The organism is Mucilaginibacter puniceus (genome assembly GCF_054783175.1).
This window is the reverse complement of the sequence record NZ_BAAGRB010000001.1, coordinates 1-21,232: the sequence shown is the minus strand read 5'-3', so window position 1 is coordinate 21,232 and position 21,232 is coordinate 1. Positions and strand designations below refer to the sequence as shown.

Sequence of the window (21,232 nt, the reverse complement as noted above, 5' to 3'; positions counted from 1 at the left end):
TACACACAAAAAACCATCGATCATTATGAAAAAATCTATAATGAAGAATGTTTTACCTTTTTTTACAGGCGCGTTATTGACCTATGCAGCCGTGTATTCGGCCCGTGCACAAAGCTTGTTACCATCCACCTCTTTGGTTTACCCCGGTGTTGACGGCAAACTGGTGTATGTAGCTGATAGTTTAGGTAACCGCATACCCGATTTTTCAAACGCGGGATACAGGGGTGGCGGTGTTGCTATACCTTACGTTCCAAACAAAGCAACTGTTTGGCCTGTGCCGGGCGATAATACAGATAATATACAGGCCGCTATTGATAAAGTATCAGGCATGCCAATTGACGCATCCGGCTTTAGGGGCGCTGTGCTTTTAAAAATGGGTACATATTCATTAGATAAACCACTAAGCATAAAAGTATCCGGCGTAGTATTACGCGGCGAAGGCTTGAGCGATATTGGCACTATTTTGATAGGCAGAAAAGGCTCACAAACGGGAGCATTGATTAACATTACCGGACCAACAGCCATCGCTGTACAAGAGGCTACCAAGCAAACTATTACTGATAAATATGTGGGCGTTGGGGTTAAAACATTCAATATAAAATCAGCCAAGGGATTTAAGGTTGGCGATGTTATTTTAGTACGACGTTATGGCAATAAAGAATGGGTAAAGGAACTTGGGTTAGATAGCGCCAGTGCGGGCCGTTATCAATGGCGCCCTTTCACTATTACTTTTGATAGAACCATTACCGAGATAAAGGGTGATAACATTACAGTAGATGCGCCGATATTTACCGCCATTGAAACCCGTTGGGGTGGTGGTGATATTGTGAAATATACCGAAAACAGAATTGAGAACGTAGCTGTAGAAAACCTACGCGGCCAATCGGACTATAATCCTACCGTACGTCAAAAAGCTTATGGCAATATGGACCGCGGCATAACCGATAAACCAGAGACGCGCTATGAGGGTGAAGAATATTTTTCTGATGAGCGGCACTATTATAACTTTATCATCTTTAGTAATGTTAAAAATGCCTGGGTGCGTAATGTTACAGCATTACATTTTGCCCGAAGCCTGGTGGCAGTTAGCGCGGGTTCAAAATATGTTACCGTGCAGGATTGCGACTCGCGCGAGCCGGTTTCTATCAGGATGGGTTCACGTCGTTTCACTTACCAAATGAGCGGACAGTTTTGCCTGGTGCAACGTTGTACCTCACAAAAAGGCCGTCACTCGTTTGTTGTATTAGAATCAGAATCAAGCGGCAACGTGTTTTTAGATTGTACTGCCATTAACCCCTATTCAACCAGCGAGCCTCATAGCCATTGGAGTAGCGGTATATTATACGATAACGTAAAAGCACCCCTAACGGCCCGCTTCTGGAAAGATATAAACATTGGCTGGGGCGGTGCAAACGTGGTAATGTGGAATTGCGAAGGCGATTTCCTGATACAAAACCCGCCTACGGCTAAAAATTATTCATTCGGCCATATTGGTACAGCATCAGTAATATATAACGCCGGTTACCAGGATTTGACCAAGCCAAGGGGATATATTGAATCATTAGACCAACACGTTACCCCAAGAAGTCTTTATTTAACACAACTTAAAGATCGTTTGGGCATAGACGCGGTACGGAATGTTTTACCGGCTAAAGCCGACTAAACTTTAATGTATAAACAGTTACGCTAAGGCGATGAAAGGATAATTTACTAACAAAGTCGAGCCAAACCCATCACATTTACCCTACTAATTGGGGGGCAGTTACAACCTTTTTTAAATATACCACAGGCTGAGAGGCTAAACATAACCAATAAGCCTGCGGCTATAAATAATCTACCTTTTATCATCATGTTGTTAAGCACCAACCAACTTGCTATATTCTTCAGCCGAGATCAGGCTATCAATATCAGCAGCATTGGCCGGCGTTGCTTTTACTAACCAGCCATCGCCATACGGGTCGCTGTTAACCAGTTCAGGCTGGCTATCTAATAATGGGTTAACTTCCAATATAGTACCGGCAACCGGCATAAACAGGTCTGATACGGTTTTAACCGCTTCAACTGTACCAAAAACAGCATCCTTGCTTACTTCTTGCCCTGCAGTAGTAATATCTAAATAAACAATATCGCCCAACTCGCGCTGTGCAAATTCGGTTATGCCTATGTAGGCTACATCGCCTTCTAAGCGTATCCATTCGTGGTCTTTGGTGTATTTTAATTCTGCGGGGAAATTCATAATGCTGTTTGATTTTGTTGCATCAAAAATAATAAAACTTTAAGTTAACACCTACTTTAACCGTATTAAAACTATATTAGGCGTAGTAAACCTATTAATGGAATAAATTTTGCAGAGATTATATAAAAATTCACGGGGCGATGAAAAATCTATTCCTAATTAGTTCATTATTACTGTTATTAATGCAAGCTTGTATTAATGATGTTGACGAGTCAGCCTCGGGTAGCTATAAAAGCAAACAACCGGTTATTTTTATTGAAGAGGGTGATAAGCAGTTTGCCGTAGACGCTGCACAGAAAGGCCTGGCCCATATTGAACTGGGTAAACTGGCCATTCAAAAAGGATCGGACAAAAAAATAAAAAACTTTGGTGCCATGATTGTCAAACAACATCTTAAAATAGATGCCGGATTCCAAAAGGTTGCCAAACTTAAATCGATAACATTACCCATTACTATCACTTCTGCCACTCAGAAAACCCTGGATAGTCTTTCGACATACTCCGGAAAAGCCTTTGATAAGGCTTTTTTAAACTTCATGATCAACAATCATGAAACTGATATTAAATTTTTTGAATACGCCTCAAACCATGTAGTTGATAAGGACCTCAAAAAACAGGCTTCGAAACACCTGCTTATACTGCACCGCCACCTATATGCGCTAAATGGAATAAAGGCAATTATGAAATATTAACAGCTATTTTACCCTGTTTTTTTGCATAACCTTTATTAAAATAATAATTTGGCAATTATCTTAAAATGTCCCTTTAATCAATGGTAAATCCAATTGTTACTGGTATTATATCTTACGGAATGTCGGGCAGGATATTCCATGCACCTTTTTTAAGTACCAATCCACGCTTTAAATTAAAAGGCGTGGTTGAGCGTAACGAAAAAAAGATGGGCCGCACTTTCCCGGACATTGTGAGTTATGATAGTGTGGATGATATGCTTGCCGACCCGGAGATTGAACTGGTTATTGTTAACACCCCAAATTTTACTCATTTTGATTTAACCAAACAGGCGTTATTAGCGGGCAAGCATGTTTTAGTTGAAAAACCGGCGGCTGCCAATACTGCCGAAATAGAAACGTTATTTGATACCGCAAAAGCTGCCGGCCGTAAACTTACCTTTTACCAAAACCGCCGTTGGGACAGCGACTTTTTAGCGGTTAAAGCAATTATTGAAAGCGGCAAACTGGGCAGGCTTACCGAAGTACATTTTAGATATGACCGATATAAACCCGAATTATCAGTAAAGCCCTTTAAAGAAACTGAAACACCGGTAAACGGATTGGTGTATGACCTGGCACCGCATATTATTGACCAGGCTATAATTTTGTTTGGTAAACCTTTAAGTTTTGATAAAACCGTAGCTTTGCAGCGCGATAACTCGATAGTGGTAGATTATTTTAATTTCCGTTTAACCTACCCGGGCAATTTTAATGTTTACCTAACTTCGGGATTGTTAATACCTGAGCCTGTACCATCATTTGTAGTGCATGGTACTTTGGGCAGCTTTTTAAAATACCGTACCGATGTACAGGAGGAGCAGTTAGATGGTGGTATGATGCCAACCGATGAACAGTATGGTATTGAAGCTCCGGGCAGCGAAGGCAAACTGGTTACTATTGAAGCCGATGGTAAAAAAATTGTGGAATGGGTAACATCAGAAAAAGGGGATTATAATAATTTATTTAACGCCGTGTATCATACCATACGTGATAATGCGTTATATCCCATAACAGAAGAACATATTTACTGGCAAATGGAGTTGCTGGAAGCTTAACAAACAATAAAAATGAAAAAATTACTACTTGTACTTTCTTTAATCATATCAGGGTTATATGCCAACGCGCAAAATCATGAAACTACACTGCCTATACCTAATTACCGGATAATGAAAGATGACGGCAAAATTAGTACACAGGCTAACCTGAATAGAAAAAAGCCGGTGATGTTTATTTACTTTGAACCCACCTGCAGCCATTGCGAACATTTAATGGATGAGTTGAAGCCACATATGAGTAAGCTTAAGAATGTGCAGGTGGTATTGGTAACCTATACCCATACTGAATCTCCTTATTTAAGTATGCTTACTTCTTTTATCAAAAAGTATAACCTTAAAAAATACCCTAACGTTACAGTAGGTACCGAGTACCCTGACTATAAAGTTCAACGTTATTATGAAATATTTAACACACCTTATATTGTAGTATATGACCGTAATGGCAAGGTGGCTAAATCATTTACGATGGTACCCGAAAATGTAAATGACCTGCTAAGTGTGATTAAAAAAGTTTCTGCATAATTGCCCTAACGCGTTTTTCAAACGTATAATTAGCTTATGTTATTTGCGTAGCTTTTATCGCAAAGCTAAAAAATGCATAAGTTACTGAATGTTAGTAAGTAATGAATCCGCGTCAGACATCTTCAAAACCGGCCTGAAGTTTTCTTATCAAGAAAGTTACAGGCTTTTTTAGCCTATCCATTTTTAAAAACAGATTTTTGTAGCATGATATTTAATATTGCTAAATCGTTCTTCTTCGTAATTTTCATACTTTTTGCTGCCACGGCGGCTGCTCAAAATGGGGGTACAGTATCAGGCTCATTAATTGATGGTGCTAACAACCAACCGCTTCCTTTTGCATCGGTGGTTTTAGCCCCAAAAGACACTTCTCAATCTCCTAAAAGCATGCAAAGTGACATTGATGGTAATTTTACCATTACCGATGTTGCAGATGGTGCTTATACACTAAAAGCCAGTTATATTGGCTATTTATCCTATACAAAAGATACCCTTATTGCAAGCCCTGATAAAAACAATATCAACTTTGGCAAAATTGTATTAACCCCGGCCAAGGGTGTATTGCAGGAAGTTTCGGTTACCGCACAGCGCAGCCAGATACAGTTAGGCGTTGATAAAAAAATATTCAGCGTATCCGAAAGCCTGGTTAGCCAGGGTGGTTCTGCTACTGATCTGTTGGCCAATGTACCCTCGGTACAAGTAGATGTGGACGGGAATTTAAGCCTGCGCGGGTCAGGCAATGTACGCGTGCTTATTAATGGCAAACAATCTGCACTTACAGGTAGCAATTTAGCTGATATTTTGGCATCAATGCCGGCAAGTTCTATCGAAAATATTGAGGTTATTACCAACCCTTCTTCAAAATATGATGCTGAAGGACAATCGGGAATTATTAATATAGTGCTTAAAAAAAATGTAAAAGCCGGTTTAACAGGATCGGTTTCGGCAACTGCAGGAAACCAAAATACAATTAATGGGTCAGTTAACCTGGCTTATCAAAATAAAAAAATAAACGTTTATGGTAACTACAGCTACCGTAAAGCCGACCGTAATGGAAATGGTTTTAGTACTAAAACCACTATGCAAACTGCCACAGACGGTACAGTTACCAATCAATATACTAACCAACAATCTAACCAGCTATCCCGTTTTGGCGGGCATAACATCCGTAGTGGCATTGATTTCTATTTAAATGATAAAAACACGCTAAGTTTTTCTAACAATATTAACATTCGTGATCGTAACCAGTTTCAAAATGGCAATACCACGGTAACTCAAAATGGGGCTCCCTATCAAACTCAAGATCAAAATAACGTTTCTACCGGTAACGGTACCAATGTTAACTTTAATTTAGATTTTGAACACAAGTTTGATAAAAAAGACGAAGTACTTACCGCTAACTTTGGTTACTCAACAGGCTTTAATAACAACAATAATAAATTAAGCACCGTTATCACCAACTATTTGCCACCCATTTTGCCATCAAATATTTATAATAACTTTAGTTCAAGTAATGACAAGGATTTTAATATCCAGGCAGATTATACGCTGCCTTTAGAGAATGGACGATTTGAGGCCGGTTACCGTAGTATGTTTGACAAAAGCGACGATGATTTTATGGTAAATCCTTTTGATATAAACAGCGGCACTTATTACTATAACCCATTATTATCAAACAACCTTATTTACAAGCAAAATGTAAACGCCATTTATGGCAATTACCAGCATCAGTTTGGCAAATTTGGTATACAGGGTGGTTTGCGTTTAGAGGATACCCGTATCAACTTTGATTTATATTCGGCAGGTGCTTATACACCCAATAAGCAAAATTATTTCCGTGTTTATCCAACCTTGTTTTTAACCAATAAATTTAACGATAACCAAACCTTACAGTTAAGCTATAGCAGACGGATAAGCAGGCCCAACGGACGAGAACTATCACCATTTTTAGATGTGAGTAATGTTTTAAACTACTCGCAAGGTAACCCTGCCCTGAAACCGGAAGATACGCACTCATTTGAACTAAGCTATATTAACTATTGGAGATCATTGGTAGTAACATCATCGGTATATTACAGGCTCACTAATGATAATATACAGCGGGTATCTACCTTACTTAATGCCAATACAACCTTATCTACCTCACAGAATTTAAAAAGCGCATCAAACGCGGGATATGAATTAATAGCTAAAATAACACCTTCGTCTATTTTTGATTTAACGGCTAATTTAAATGTTTACTATCGCCGTATTGAAGGGTATGCCGCTTATAATATAGCCACAACGTCAGGCTTTTCATGGAACGGTAATTTAACGGCAAGCATTAAACCCACAAAAAAATTGGGTTTCCAATTGCGTGGAGATTACCAGGCAGCGCAAGTTGCAGCACAGGGAAGAAACAGGGCAAGATATGGTTTAGATGCAGCTATAAAATACGACATAACCAAGTCGCTTAATTTTAGTGTTAACTCGCGTAATATTTTAAACAGCCGTAAATTTATATCCGAAACCCGTATTAATAATGCAAATATTGTGCTTGATCAATACGCGGAACGCAACTTTCAAATACGTACTATATTATTTACGTTATCGTACCGGTTTGGTGGCTCAAATAAATCATCAACTGAGCGCAAGAACCGAGATAAAGACGACAGGGACAACGGCCAAACAGATGAGTACGACGATATGGGTGCTGCCGGACCTGGCCTGTAATAACAATTATTATTGCTGCTGTTGTTGTTGTTGCTGCACCATTTCCATATAGCGCTGATAGCTATTGCGGGCAAATGTGGTTACCGGTGCTGTTGATGGGGCTATATCTGTAACCGGTGTAAAATCTGCCGGAACAATAGTATTATCATCATCAACTGATACCGATACCTCCAGTTTATGGCCCGATGCGCCTTTATAAACACCTTTTACCGGCGAGCAGTCGGTAAAATTTCGCCCAACGGCTAACCGTATATGTGTTTCGTTAGCTATACAGTTATTGGTCGGATCAATACCCAGCCAGCCATAATCAGGTATATAAGCTTCTGCCCAGGCATGGGTAGCACCTTCGCCGCGTAAGCCATTTTTATAGGTGCAGATATAACCACTAACATAACGGGCAGGTATTTGAACCAGGCGCAGCATTTCCATTAGTATATGGGCAAAATCCTGGCAAACACCTGCTTTTAGTTTCCATATTTCATCAAGCGTTGTTTCTACTGTAGTAACACCTTTTATATACTCAAAGTTATCATACACGTATTGGCAAAAATGCAGGACAACCTGGTAAGGGGTTTCATCTTTCGACCTTTCTGCCTCTACTATTTTTTCCAGCTCCTCCAGGCCTTCAAAGTATTCCTGTTTTAAAAAATCAATATAGGGCACCATGTGCTGCAAGTTGGCCAAATACTGCCACTGTTGTGAAGGAAAAATATCATTTACCGGTAAGTTCCGATGTTTGGTAACTACCGTTATTCTTGAATTGATGATCAACATGGAGTGCGGCTCGCTGTACGTAAAGCTGCCCACTTCATTGCCGTAATAATCGATATGCGTATCAACTATGGGGTGGCCGGTTATAGTCAGTTCCTGCTTTACCACATCCTGGTACTCATCCTTTATCGGGAATAATATGATCTGGTTGGCACTATCGCGTACCGGGCCCTCATATATATAACGGGTAGTGTGTTGTATTTCAAATTCAGGCATAATTGACCCCCTCTAAATCTCCCCCGGCAGGGGAGACTTTATTGTTTAATGTTATAAATTATATCCCCTCAAATTTAAGTCCTCCCTACCGGGGAGGATTTAGGTGGGGTTTACGAATTCGCAAAATAATGCTCATTCAATGCATTGGCCACACCATATAACTCACTTCGTATCTGGGTTAAAAAAGTATGTAATCCTTCCTGTTTAATACTGCGAACCGAACTATATTTAATACGGCTTTGCAGCCTGCCTATCTGGAACGACATCTCTCTAAAATCTTCCATATTGCTATTATTCTTCAATCTTTCAAAATAGCGTTGAATATTATTTACCGAGTAGATAACCGAGCGTGGAAAATCATTGTTCAACACCACTTGTTCCAATACATTCTCGGCTTCAAATCCTTCGCGGTAGGTTTTACGGTACAATTCATATCCACCTAATGATAGCAGCAAATGTTTCCAGTAGGTAGTATCTGTTAACAGGTCGGGGTTATCATTTATGGAACCAAACTTGGTATCCAAAATATCTACTGATTGTATGGCCCTCTCCAGGTATTTGCCAATATTCATAAAGCTGCGTCCCTCGCCACGCTCCATAGTAATTTCAACCGTACCATAATAAAGCATTACCTGCTTTATCAAAACATCCAGTACGCCAATAGGGTCCTCGCGCTGTAAGGCCCTGTCAAGTTTAGGGTCCTTTATAGTGTGGTAGTATTCATTTAAGCATTGCCATAAATCCTTGGTGATATGCTCCTGTACCCCACGGGCATTTTCACGTGCCAGAGTAATAATATTCAGTACCGAGTTTGAATTACTTTTACCCGTAACCATATATTTTAGCACTGCGCGGCTATCATTTGCCAGGTTTTCGGTTTCATCCTCTTCCGAGTCGGAAAATATCCTGATAACCGGCTCCCAGGTAAACTCCTGTATAGTATCCTGCGACGAGGCGTAGTTAATTTTAAGCATGCGCAACATACCATCGCTACGTTCAATGTAACGGCTTAACCAATAAAAACTTGCTGCAACACGGCTTAGCATATTTCTGTCATTTCGGATTTCGAATGTTCGATTTCGGATTTATTTTTATACATAATTTCAATTTTTAATTGTCGGAAATTTGGCTTTACAATGCCGGAGTAAATCCGAAATTGAAAATCCGAAATCCGAAATTAGGCTAACACCCACGTATCCTTACTGCCACCACCCTGCGAACTGTTTACTACTAATGACCCCTCTTTAAGGGCTACACGGGTTAAACCGCCCGGCACTATCTCAATACCGTCGGGTCCGCACAGCGCGTAAGGGCGCAGGTCTATACGTCTTGGCTGTAACTCGCCCTGCATATAACATGGCGCGGCAGACAGGCTTATAGTTGGCTGCGCGATGAAGTTGCGCGGATCTTTTAATATCTCTTTTTTATATTCTTTTATTTCTTCCTTAGATGCCGCATGGCCCATCAACATCCCATATCCACCGCTACCATTGGTGCGTTTGATTACCATTTTATCCATGTTTTCAAAAACATGCTCGCGCTCCTCTTTATTGCCTAACTGGTGGGTTGGCACATTTTTAAGGATAGGCTCTTCGTTTAAATAATAGCGTATCATATCCGGCACATAAACGTAAACGGCTTTATCATCGGCTACACCATTGCCTATGGCATTAACTATAGCCACGTTACCTTTACGATAAGCACCCATAATACCGGCCACACCCAACATACTTGATGGGTTAAACACCAATGGATCTAAATAATCATCATCCACCCGGCGGTATATCACATCTACCTGCTGCAAGCCGGTGGTGGTTTTCATGTATACCTTATGATTATTCACTACCAGGTCACGTCCTTCTACCAATTCAACCCCCATTAAACGGGCCAATGTTGTATGCTCAAAATACGCCGAGTTATAAATACCCGGACTAAGCAATACAATATTAGGATTGGCTATTTGCCTTGGCGATAGCGCTAACAGGTTTTTATATAAAATGGTTGGATACTCGGTTACGCTGCGCACACCACACTGTGGCAACAGATCGGGGAATAAACGTTTGGTGATCTCCCTATTCTCCAGCATATAACTTACGCCCGATGGGGTACGCAGGTTATCCTCCAGCACATAAAAAGTACCGTCATGGTCGCGTATCAAGTCAATGCCCGATATATGTATGTAGATATCATAAGGCACCTGCAACTGGTACATTTCGCGTAAAAAATGCGGGCACGAGTATATGATATCTATCGGTACAATACCATCCTTAATAATAAACTGGTTATGGTAAATGTCTTTTAAAAAATGATTAAGGGCGGTTAAGCGTTGCTTAATACCTTTCTCCACAAAGGCCCACTCGGCAGCCGTAATAATGCGGGGGATAATATCAAACGGGAATATCTTTTCAATACCCTCGCCGCTGTTATAAACCGTAAAGGTGATACCCTGGCTCATAAACAAGCTTTTAGCCAGTTCTTCCTTTTTATTCAGGTCATCAGACGATTCTTTTGATATATACTCAATAACCTTACGATAATGCTCGCGCACATTGCTATCCGCACCATACATCTCGTCCCAAACGCCGCCAATTGGGTTATATTTATCAAAATAAGCTGAATCCTGCATGAATTATTTGTAAAATAAGGCCCGTTTTTAGTCTGTTATTTATAAAAAACGTAATTTATAAAACTTTTTTCTATAAAACCAACGTTTTGTTGAAATATTTATACTTTTTTATTAAAAATTTTATCAATTTTAATAATATCAGATAAAATTAATGCCATTTATGTAATATTTGTTTGATAAATATTGCTTTGCCGGCATATAAATTAAATTCTAACGGATAATCTACCCATAAAAAATTAAACAACTACTATGATCGGGAAATTTTTACGTTTTGTAAATCATAGTCGGCACCGGCTTAGTACGTATTGAACAATAAAATGAAGCGAATGTTCTGTGTGTATGCAACAATTAGCCTTTGAAATTGCAGATAAATAACCATCTTTATATTATCAATAAACAAAAAAATGAAAAGTGTATTTAACCCTGCCGACGTTGCCGAACTAACCGACCGCATAAATAAATTAACACCCGAAAGCAAACCCCTTTGGGGAAAAATGAGTGTGGCACAAATGCTGGCGCATTGTAACGTAACTTATGAAATGGTTTACACCGATAAACACCCCAAGCCCAATTTTTTAATGCGATTGATTTTAAAAACCATAGTTAAGCCAACTGTATGCGGTCCTACACCCTACAGGCGAAACCTACGTACCGCACCGGCATTTTTAATTAGTGGTGACCGGGATTTTGAGGTTGAAAAAAAGCGGTTAATTGACCACCTTGAGCAAACCCTGCAATTAGGCGAAGATCATTTTGATGGTAAAGAATCATTATCATTTGGCAAACTAACCGTTGCCGAATGGAACACCATGTTTTACAAACACCTTGATCATCACTTAAGCCAGTTTGGTGTTTAGGGCCAATTTGTAATATATTAGCATAAAGAAGCGCATAAGTGTTCCGTAAAATATCAACAACATTTAGAAAGGTATACGACAACCAGATAGATGGCACAGGGCTTGCCATTTTCAGGATAGTTTTTTGTACCGTTCAGTTACTGGAAATACTACAGCTTTTTTATTTCCGCCATTTGGTTTATGATGTGGTGCCTTTTGTAGTGCCTTATGAGGTTAATTTAGCCATACCATTAGCCCTTTGGGCAGGCATAACCGTGTTGCTCATATTTGGCTTGTTTACACGGACAGCAGCCATTATCAATTACATTTTTACGCTGGTTTTTATGGCTACCTGTAAGGTATACCCGTATCACATGTTTTATGTATACCAATGTGTGGGCATATTATTTATGTTTTTGCCCATATCGCGGGTATTATCTATTGATAGGCTATTAATTAAACTTAAATACTCTAACACACGCTTTACTTACCGGCCACCAACTACGGTAAGCCAGCTATCGTATTACGTGTTAGTTGTGGTGGGTATAGCCTTTGTTTATTTTGATAGCACGCTTCATAAATTTGTATCGCCCTTATGGCTAAAGGGGCTGGGTATGTGGCTGCCCGCTTCGCTGCCATTTGCCGCGCAGGTTGATACCAGCCCTGTGTTAAATAATGAGATATTGGTAAAGTTTTTGGGTTACCTAAGCTTAGTTTTTGAGTTTTTATTCTTGTTTTTATTACCCTTTAAAAAATTCAGGTGGCCGCTAATAATTATTGGCGTTGGTTTACATCTGGGTATTTTAATTGAATTCCCGATACCGCTATTTGCTATTGGGTTCGGTGCGCTATATTTACTCATGATTCCGGTTGGTTGCTGGAAACGCTGGTTTAAGGCCGCCCCCGGAAAAGAAAAGCTTACCTTTTATTACGATGCCGAGTGCCCGTTATGTGCACGTGCTTGCTTAACCATTGAGCATTTTGATATTAAAAAACGTATCAAAATTTCAAGTGTACAAGCTCATGCCATGAATGAACCTGCATTAAATGGAATTAGTGAAGATAGGTTGTTGGATGATATATATAGCGTAGATACCAAAGGCAATGTATATAGCGGAGTTGATACTTATATAAAGGTATTTAATGCTATTAATTATTTAAAGCCGCTAAGTTGGTTTATACGTATACCGGGTATTTATCAGCTGAGTGCCGCTATTTATAAAAAAGTTTCGCGCAACCGCACAACCGAGCGCTGTACCGAGGATAATTGCGGCTACATACCGCCTAATCCCCCGGAAAATGATGACCATATTAAACTATTTCAAAACCTAACGCTGCATGACCTGAAAAGGTGGGGTGCTGCAGCCGGGGTTTCGTTACTGGTATTCCTGCAGTTAATGGTAAGTTATAACTCGCCCGTGGTTAATATCATTGCCCGCAAATCGGGCTTTGAAGCTACCTGGGTAGGCACTAAATTGAAAAACTTTGCCTTAGACAGCCGCGCTTTTTCAAAAATACTTTGTGGCATAGTAAGCCATGATGTATTTATGGATTTTCATTTTCACGATTATACACAAATAATAGCCGTAACCTATACCGATGCCAAAGGCGTTGAACATTTTTTGCCCATCACACGTCCAACCGGGCAGCCGGGCTTATATCAATATGGGCCATTTTGGGTTAACTGGGCTTTCAGGGTGGTATCCGGCAATCCCGATCAGGACAAGGTAGTTAAAGGCATAAAAGACTACACGGCTTTTTGGGCCGTTAAACACGGCTTTACCTTGCATAACCTGACCTTTAAAGTAAAAGTAAAACATCTTGATCCTATTAATAACTGGGAACCAAACTTCTTAAAACGCCAAATGGCACATCCGTGGCAAGATGCCGGTACTGTGCAGTGGACAGGCTACCAATTTCTTTCGAATGTTAAGCCAATCGACTCGTTTTAACATAAACCGATACTAAAAGCATCCAATTTTTGTTATTAAGATTGGATAAATAGCCATTTTTGCCTTTCAATAAAATTAGCATGATTTTAAAAAGCATAACTCAACCGCGTTTAATAAAACCTCTTATCATATTATTGGCAGTATTTTTACTCCCGGTTATAAGTAAAGCCGATGGCTTTAAATTCAAAATAAAAAATACCGCTAAAACCAGTGTTACTGTGTTTTATAAGATATCTAAAAAGTCGGGCAAGTTTAAATTAAAATCATTGGCCAGGCTGCAAGCAGGCGAGGAGTTGATCAAATCGGTTTCGGTAAGAACGGGCGACACGATTGCCTTTTATGGCCAAAGCCCCGGCGATGTAACATCAGCCATTGTAAAGAAAGACTATGAAATACTATCAAATACAAAAAATCAAATAACGCTTATACCTATTGTTATTCCTGATAAAGAAAATGCCAGCTTTGAGTCGCTTGAAAATCTAAGCCTGCAATTGGAACATAATAAGGTTTTAAATTTCTTATTGAAGATAGATTCTTCGGCAGCAACCAGCTTTGCCCTACTGGAAAACAACTTTCAAAATGTGTACCCGCTGGGCACTTTTATTTTTGTGGATACTAAAACCAATAGGTTGCTGTTACCGCCGCTTGAACCATCCTTTTGGAACAACCGCGAAAATTATTTAACTATCCAGGATAGCTTAAGCGCATTAGTAAACACGCAAACCAAGGTACAAGGTGGTGCACAGGTAGCTTACTTTTTAGGAAAACTATCGTCTCAATTTGGCAACACCAATAGCGTTCAGCTTAATTTTAAGGGTAAAATATCATTACTAAGATGGAAACCGAGCCCAACAGCCAACATCTATCAGGTTTTTGATGATAACTCGGTAAAATCATTTTTGCAAAACTGTTACGCACAAATTGATAACCCCGACCAGCAATACCAACGCTACAGGCTTTACTTCTTGTCATCTTACGAGCGGATAGACAATTTGGATATATATGGCAAGAAGCTATATAGCTTTGGCAACCAAACAGATCTTTCTATAAGCAGCAATCCCGGCTTTAAATTGTTTAGCTCAAACCTGGGCTTAGTGTATGCGCAAAATAATAATATGAGTAATTTTTACTCGGTACAAAACGCGGTGCTGCGCACCAAGGCTTATGATTTTACATCACTTTTGTTTAATGGATTTAAAAATAGCGTTAAAGCAAAAATCATTGCAGACGCATATGCCCATCAAGGGCAGGTAAAGGATGCCATATTAGGCGAGTATGAAAACCTGATCAGTTATAATCCTAACCCCGCAAGGTTATCATTAGCCAAATTAACGCGTGCCGATTCGGCCTACTCGTTAACACCTATCATCACTACCGTTTCTAATCTCACACCCTTTAATTATGCGGTGGCCGATACCGCCCAAACCGATACGGCTATAGCTAATATTGATATAATTGAAGGATATAATACCAAGGTTAAAATATTTAATGCCCACCTGGAACAAATTAATATCCTTATCAAAAAGCTTGAGCAGATAAATACAGATATAACTAAGCTGTCGCAAACCAAGAATGACCCTGTATATGCAAACACAGCTAAAAGTTCGCCCGGTTTACTTACAGAAATTGAGGTAAGCAATACGATTGTGAGAAAAGAGTAGACAAACAAAAGCCGGCAGTTTGTAGCTGCCGGCCTTGTAATTCTATTATAATCTGAGTTTATTGTTTAACTATAGTAAACTCTGTTCTTCTGTTTTGTTGGTGTTGCTCAATAGTACAGCTTACGCCATTTGAACAACCATTTACCAATCGGCTTTCGCCATAACCCTTAGCCGTTATACGGTTTTTATCAATACCGCCTACATTGATGATATAATTAACTGCAGCGTCTGCCCGGCGTTGCGATAATGCCATGTTATAACTATCGCTGGCGCGGCTATCTGTATGCGAACCTAATTCTATCCATATAGTAGGGTTGTCCTTTAATATTTTTATCAGTTTGTCTAACTCAACTGCGGCATCGGGCCTTATATCTGCTTTATCCAGGTCATAATAAATATTTTCCAATCTTATTCCCTTGTTCAAAACAATTGGTGAAAGGAAAAGATCTTTTTTAATTACCAATGATTCTGTTAAACCTGCAGTAGTTACCCCTTGATTGTCGGAGATATACGAGGTTTTTTCCCCGGTTAATAAATAAGTCATCCCACCATCCAGATCAAATTTAAACTTACCTGTCTCATCCGTCTCCACAATCAAATTAATGCCATTAGCATTTCTTAATGTAACTACACTATTAGCCAAAGCTGCCTGTGTAGTTTTATCTATTACTGTGCCTTCAACCCTGAAAGCCAAAATTGGTTTAGGTCTTTCAACAAAGCTATAAATATCATCGCTGCCGGCTCCGCCAACCCTTTCTGATGAGAAATAGCCTGAATTTTTACCGGTGCTAACATAGGCAAAATCATCCTGCGGCGAGTTTATTGGGTAACGTAAATTTTGCGGGTTCGAAAATTTATTTCCATCCACTGTGGCTTTAAATATATCAAGCCCACCCATGCCTATACCACCATCGCTGGCATAATAAAATCCATCTGCACCCAGGTTAGGCGTACGTTCATTTCCGTTAGTATTTATAGCGACAATATTTACGGGTGTATCCCATCCACCCTGGTTATTTTTTATGCTGTAGTAAATGTCTGTACCACCTTTTCCGCCTTCCATATCTGATACAAAATATAGTGTTTTACCATCAGGTGTAATAAACGGATCGCCGGTAGAGTATTTACTTGCATTATTATGTTCAAAGGCGATAGGCTGTCCCCATACTCCCGTTGCCGGGTCCTTTATGCTCGAGAATATTTCAATATTAATAGTACTTGTACCATTCTCATCCCTATCTTCCTTACCTTCTCTTCTGGTTACTGAAAAATACATTTGGTTGCCGTCTCCAGTAAAGCTTGCGGCGCCAATGTGGTAGTCAGTCCCTGTATTAATAGGGAATAGTTTCGCACTGTCGGCATCTGACTGATAAAGGCGTAAATAATTATTTCCCGTCCAGCCATATACTTTTTTGCTGGGGTCTATGTCTCCGTGGTCAAATTTTAATAAAGGCCTGTTTATATCTGTCTCCGGCAATTTGTTATTATTAATTCTATCAGATGTAAAAACCATAGTTTTATTATACTGAGCCCACCCCCAATCAGATTTATCGCTATTTAAAGCCTTTTCATTTAAAATATTTACCCATCCAGGCTGTTTCATCCATTTAATGGCCGAGTCGCAGGACATCATTAACCTTTTAATACGCTCCTCATCGGGCTCTCTACTTGAAACTAAATAAGATAAATATTGCACTTTAGCCTCAGTATATTTTGAATTGTTTTGAAGGGCTTCAGCATATCTTAATATGTTTTCTGGCCGGTTTGCAAGCCTCGCCTCGGGCAAAGCTATAGCAATGGCATACCAACTTTCGGCATTTTTATAATCATGCATTAATCTATAACTATCTGCCAAATGTTGTGCTGCATGTAAAGTTTTTTGTTTTTTAAAAGCTTGCGCATACAGATCAACGGCTTTGCTATAATTAAATAAGCGATATTGTTCATCAGCTTCTTTTATCACATACTGTGCAGCACTGCTTTGAATAAGCAACACCATAAAGGCTATGATAAGACTACTGGTTGTAAGTATTTTTTTCATTTTTGTTCTACCTTTCCTTCTTTTCAAGATCACAAGGTTTGTTATGTATATTTCTTTTTTATATAACCAGGGATATTAAAAATATCTTGGTGTTAACATTCTGCTTTTATTCCTTTTAAAGTAATAACCAATTGATATTTCATGTGTGCCACCGCTATATCCCTGCAATGGGCCAACTGAAAAGTCATAAGCATACCCTATTCTTAGATTTGGCATAGCAAAAACTTCGGCAACGGCTACAACTGAATTTTGAGTATTAAGCGTACGCTGTAAATATCCTTTATCATAAATCCTTACACCTGTTCTGTAAGAAGCTCCAAGCCATAGTTTTTCACCTAATAATATAAAGGCGTTTACATCCATACTGGTAGGCCCGGCCCTATCATCCTTTATTAATATACTTGGCTTGATCAACACATCGGCTGTAAGCGGCAATAAAGTACCCGCAGTAAAATAAATGTGAGGCTTAGGCTGTAATATATAAGCATGGTCTTTAACATTAATGTATTGCGCTATCATATTATCAGCCGATAAACCGGCATAGAATTTATCATTGGAAAAATAAACTCCTAATCTGCCATCCGGAACTATAGCGTTTTGAACTCCGATAGGTTGATTTGCCTCTTGATCATTAGGGTCAAGTAATGTACCAGAAATGCCTAACTGCATAACACCAACGCTGACACCAAATGCTAAACGGGAACTGCCATCATCATTCAATCTAAGCCTATAAGCATAACTTCCATAAGCAGAAAGGTTACTTTGGGCACCTAATTTATCACCGGCCAACTGAAAGGCCAAACCTACATTTCCATCATTGGCAGAGGCATCTAAGGCAAGTGCCATTGTTCTGGGAGCACCTTGTATACCTGTCCACTGAGTACGATAAAAACTATGGATGTTTAAACTCTCCCTATAACCCGCATAGGCCGGGTTTATATATATACCGTTAAACATATATTGGCTCTGCTGAGCATCCTGCTGGGCATAAAGCCAGCTTGTACTTAGCATAAACATTAACAATACTACTATTCGTTTCATAATATCTTCATTCAATTACCAACCGGTAATATTTCATTTACTTTTTAAATGTTCTTATCAAGGTCACATATCCCTTCCTTATCACCCACGAATCGCCATTTGATTTTTTAAGTCTTACTATATAGAAGTAAGTACCTTCATTTAAGCCTGTGCCTGACCAGTTGTTTTTATAATCAGCTTGTCTGTATACCTCATTACCCCACCTGTTAATTACGATCAATTCATTTTGGGCGTAGTCGCCAAGGTCTTTAATAACAAACCCGTCATTTACCCCATCGCCATTAGGTGAGAAAAGGCTTGGAATTTTAAGGTCCTTGAACTCGTTTATTGTGATATTTACCGTTGCCACATTAGTATAATAACCATACGCATCTTTTACGCGATAAGTAAATGAATCTGTACCTACATATCCCGCAGTTGGAGTATATGTAATAGTTCCGTCAGCATGAGTTACAACTGTTCCATGTATTGGGTTGCTCACAATTTCGATACTGGCTAAATTAAATGTTGAGTTTTTAGGGTTATCATTGGTAAGTATACTAACAACTACCGGTATACCAGATTTTGTTTCGGATACGTCATTTGTAGCTACCGGTGATGTTAGCACCGTAGTAACTGTAGTACCAGTACCAGTAACTGTATTATTACTAGGGTCTTTGGCACTAACAGTAGCCGTGTTATTTACTGCACCTAAATCCTTATCTGCCTGTGTTAAGGTATAAGTGGCATTATAGGTTAAACTTGCGTTAGGCAATAATCCCCCCGCCGGTGCAGTTATCGAAACCGCATTCAAGCCTAATTTTGTATCGGTAAGTGTAATTGTATTTAACGCTACACCACCATTATTAGTTATAATAAAAGTATAAGCAACCTGGTTGCCCGAAAACACACCTGTTTTGGCCAGGTTTATTGATCCCGGTACAACAGGTATTATTGGCACTACGGTAGGATCATCAAAAGGAGTCGTTGACGGATCATCAGATATTTTGCTAACCGTATTGTTTTTAGGGTCTTTTGCTGTTGCTGTTGCCTGATTAGTAAATTTTCCGGCAGTAACATCCGATGGCACTACTGTATGGTTAGCTGTAATTGTTGCAGAAGCGCCCGGCGCCAAAGTTGCTATGGAAGCCGGTGAAATTGAACCCGCATCTGCTCCCCCATCGGTTATTACAATATTAGTCAACGCTACGGTACCTGTATTTTTCAATATCAAAGTATAATTAATAACGTCACCCGCTTTGGTTGCACCATTATTGGCCACTTTGCTTAATGACATTGTTGCCGAATAAACATTAATAGTTACCGTGATTGGAGCAGATGTTCCGCCGCCTTTTGCTAAGGTATAGGTATAAGTGTCTGTCCCTATATAACCATTAGCAGGTGTATAGGTAACATCACCACCGCTTACTGTTGTAGTACCATGTGAACCGGCAGTTGAGGTAACTACAGCACTCGTTCCACTTGTACCATCATTACCAATTACATTAGTTGTTACCGGCGTATTTACAGGAGTTAAGTCATTATCGTCTACTCCAACAAGCACTGGGGTTACAGTATTGCCGGTGCCTGGTATGTCATTATTACCCGGATCTTTAGCGTTAACTGTGGCCGTATTATTTACAGATCCGGCAGTTTTATCGGTTGGAGTTAATGCATATACCGCGTTATAGGTTACACTTGCATTTGGTGCTAATACACCGCCAGGTACGGTGACGGCAACACCGCTAAGCCCTAATTTGGCATCAGTTAAAGTAATGGTATTTAAATTTGCAGTGCCTGTATTAGTAATAGTGAAAGTATAATTAATATTATTTCCTGCCTGCACACCAGCTTTGGCTAAGCTTATTGATGCAGGTAATGGTATTATTGACACTTCAGTAGGATCATCCGGAGCCGTAGTTGTTGGATCGTCAGATTTACTGGTGATATCGTTTGGCGTAGGATTTTTAGGATCTTTAGCGGTTACGGTGGCCTGGTTGGCGTATTTACCAGCAGCTACATCAGTAGTTGTTACAGTATGTTTAGCTGTAACTATTTGCTCCTCATTCGGCGCTAACGATGTTATCAAAGCTGGTGAAATTGAACCTGCATCGGCACCGGAATCTGTTATTACCACATTAGTTAATGCTACAGGGCCAACGTTTTTAACAGTTAAGTTATAATTAATAACATCTCCAGCCCGATTTACCACATTAGTAGCCTGTTTTTTAAGCGTTATCCCAGATACATGTATAGTTACTGTAATATCATTCGAAACACCGCTTCCTTTGTTCAACCTATATTTATAAGTGTCAGTTCCTATAAAATTTGCATTTGGTGTATAAGTAACCGTGTTACCGGTTACAATGGTAGTTCCGTTTGAACCATTACCCGCTGTAACGGTTGCGCCGATTCCATCCGCGCCATCATTAGTTGTTACTGATGTTGTTACAGAGGTTGGGGTTTGGCCACTGTTATAGCCAGGCACATAATCTATATCATCAACACCGGCAAGCGTAATTTCGGCTATTGTTATATCAACATTGATAGGAGCAGAAGTTAAACCATTTTTGGTTAATGTATATTTAAAACTATCAGTACCTGTATAATCGCTTGCCGGGGTATATTTTACTGTGCCGGCAACATTATCTATAGTTCCAATTGTACCATGAGCCGGAGGCGTACCTACAATTGTAATAGTAACACCTGTTTTAGTTAAATCATTATTTGTAACCGGTATATCTTTTGCGGTATTCTTAGAAACAGTTACAATATCATCACTGCCCTTGGGTTTTACCAGCATCGTTACCGTGATAGGTGCCGAGGTCTGACCACCCTTCGTTAACGTATAGGTAT

General features: G+C 39.6%; 15 protein-coding genes. 8 read left to right on the top strand and 7 right to left on the bottom strand.

The window, feature by feature from the left end:
* Positions 1 to 25 precede the first annotated feature (25 nt).
* Positions 26 to 1,663 (top strand): hypothetical protein, encoded by a 1,638-nt coding sequence (locus ACYVJ6_RS00075; RefSeq protein WP_460692004.1) that lies wholly within the window; start codon positions 26 to 28, stop codon positions 1,661 to 1,663.
* A 192-nt stretch (positions 1,664 to 1,855) separates the two neighbouring features.
* Here ACYVJ6_RS00075 and gcvH read toward each other — a convergent pair whose 3' ends face one another.
* Entirely contained in the window at positions 1,856 to 2,236 is a 381-nt protein-coding gene (gene gcvH, locus ACYVJ6_RS00070; RefSeq protein WP_460692003.1) for a glycine cleavage system protein GcvH, read from the bottom strand.
* A 140-nt stretch (positions 2,237 to 2,376) separates the two neighbouring features.
* Here gcvH and ACYVJ6_RS00065 point away from each other — a divergent pair, with 140 nt between their 5' ends.
* From ACYVJ6_RS00065 to ACYVJ6_RS00050, 4 genes are all read left to right on the top strand, one after another.
* Entirely contained in the window at positions 2,377 to 2,928 is a 552-nt protein-coding gene (locus tag ACYVJ6_RS00065; RefSeq protein ID WP_460692002.1) for a DUF4142 domain-containing protein, read from the top strand.
* Between the two features lie 80 nt (positions 2,929 to 3,008).
* The gene (locus ACYVJ6_RS00060) at positions 3,009 to 4,022 is read left to right on the top strand and encodes a Gfo/Idh/MocA family oxidoreductase (protein WP_460692001.1); all 1,014 of its coding nucleotides are present in this window, start codon (positions 3,009 to 3,011) and stop codon (positions 4,020 to 4,022) included.
* 12 nt (positions 4,023 to 4,034) lie between these two features.
* Positions 4,035 to 4,544: a TlpA family protein disulfide reductase gene (locus ACYVJ6_RS00055; RefSeq protein WP_460692000.1), complete on the top strand. Its 510-nt coding sequence runs from the start codon at positions 4,035 to 4,037 to the stop codon at positions 4,542 to 4,544.
* 204 nt (positions 4,545 to 4,748) lie between these two features.
* Positions 4,749 to 7,253, top strand: a complete 2,505-nt coding sequence (locus tag ACYVJ6_RS00050; protein ID WP_460691999.1) for a TonB-dependent receptor — start codon at positions 4,749 to 4,751, stop codon at positions 7,251 to 7,253.
* A 9-nt stretch (positions 7,254 to 7,262) separates the two neighbouring features.
* Here ACYVJ6_RS00050 and ACYVJ6_RS00045 read toward each other — a convergent pair whose 3' ends face one another.
* The 3 genes from ACYVJ6_RS00045 to ACYVJ6_RS00035 all read right to left on the bottom strand — a co-directional run bounded on the left by ACYVJ6_RS00045 (position 7,263) and on the right by ACYVJ6_RS00035 (position 10,866).
* The gene (locus ACYVJ6_RS00045) at positions 7,263 to 8,240 is read right to left on the bottom strand and encodes a transglutaminase family protein (protein WP_460691998.1); all 978 of its coding nucleotides are present in this window, start codon (positions 8,238 to 8,240) and stop codon (positions 7,263 to 7,265) included.
* Positions 8,241 to 8,350: 110 nt separating this feature from the next.
* Positions 8,351 to 9,286, bottom strand: a complete 936-nt coding sequence (locus ACYVJ6_RS00040) for an alpha-E domain-containing protein (protein WP_460691997.1) — start codon at positions 9,284 to 9,286, stop codon at positions 8,351 to 8,353.
* Between the two features lie 131 nt (positions 9,287 to 9,417).
* Positions 9,418 to 10,866, bottom strand: a complete 1,449-nt coding sequence (locus tag ACYVJ6_RS00035; protein WP_460691996.1) for a circularly permuted type 2 ATP-grasp protein — start codon at positions 10,864 to 10,866, stop codon at positions 9,418 to 9,420.
* A 404-nt stretch (positions 10,867 to 11,270) separates the two neighbouring features.
* Between ACYVJ6_RS00035 and ACYVJ6_RS00030 the strand changes: the two genes are divergently transcribed.
* The 3 genes from ACYVJ6_RS00030 (at position 11,271) to ACYVJ6_RS00020 (ending at position 15,315) form a co-directional block, all read left to right on the top strand.
* A complete protein-coding gene (locus ACYVJ6_RS00030) occupies positions 11,271 to 11,723 on the top strand; it encodes a DUF1569 domain-containing protein (protein WP_460691995.1) in 453 nt (150 codons plus the stop codon).
* Positions 11,724 to 11,761: 38 nt separating this feature from the next.
* Complete coding sequence (locus ACYVJ6_RS00025; RefSeq protein WP_460691994.1) at positions 11,762 to 13,654, top strand: DCC1-like thiol-disulfide oxidoreductase family protein; 1,893 nt, start codon at positions 11,762 to 11,764, stop codon at positions 13,652 to 13,654.
* A gap of 134 nt (positions 13,655 to 13,788) precedes the next feature.
* The gene (locus ACYVJ6_RS00020) at positions 13,789 to 15,315 is read left to right on the top strand and encodes a hypothetical protein (RefSeq protein ID WP_460691993.1); all 1,527 of its coding nucleotides are present in this window, start codon (positions 13,789 to 13,791) and stop codon (positions 15,313 to 15,315) included.
* Positions 15,316 to 15,373: 58 nt separating this feature from the next.
* Here the strand turns inward: ACYVJ6_RS00020 and ACYVJ6_RS00015 are convergent, their stop codons facing one another.
* From ACYVJ6_RS00015 to ACYVJ6_RS00005, 3 genes are all read right to left on the bottom strand, one after another.
* Positions 15,374 to 17,356, bottom strand: a complete 1,983-nt coding sequence (locus ACYVJ6_RS00015; protein WP_460691992.1) for an OmpA family protein — start codon at positions 17,354 to 17,356, stop codon at positions 15,374 to 15,376.
* Between the two features lie 75 nt (positions 17,357 to 17,431).
* Entirely contained in the window at positions 17,432 to 18,397 is a 966-nt protein-coding gene (locus ACYVJ6_RS00010) for a PorP/SprF family type IX secretion system membrane protein (protein ID WP_460691991.1), read from the bottom strand.
* A 37-nt stretch (positions 18,398 to 18,434) separates the two neighbouring features.
* The coding region (locus ACYVJ6_RS00005; RefSeq protein ID WP_460691990.1) for a DUF7507 domain-containing protein at positions 18,435 to 21,232 on the bottom strand (2,798 nt) is incomplete at its 5' end.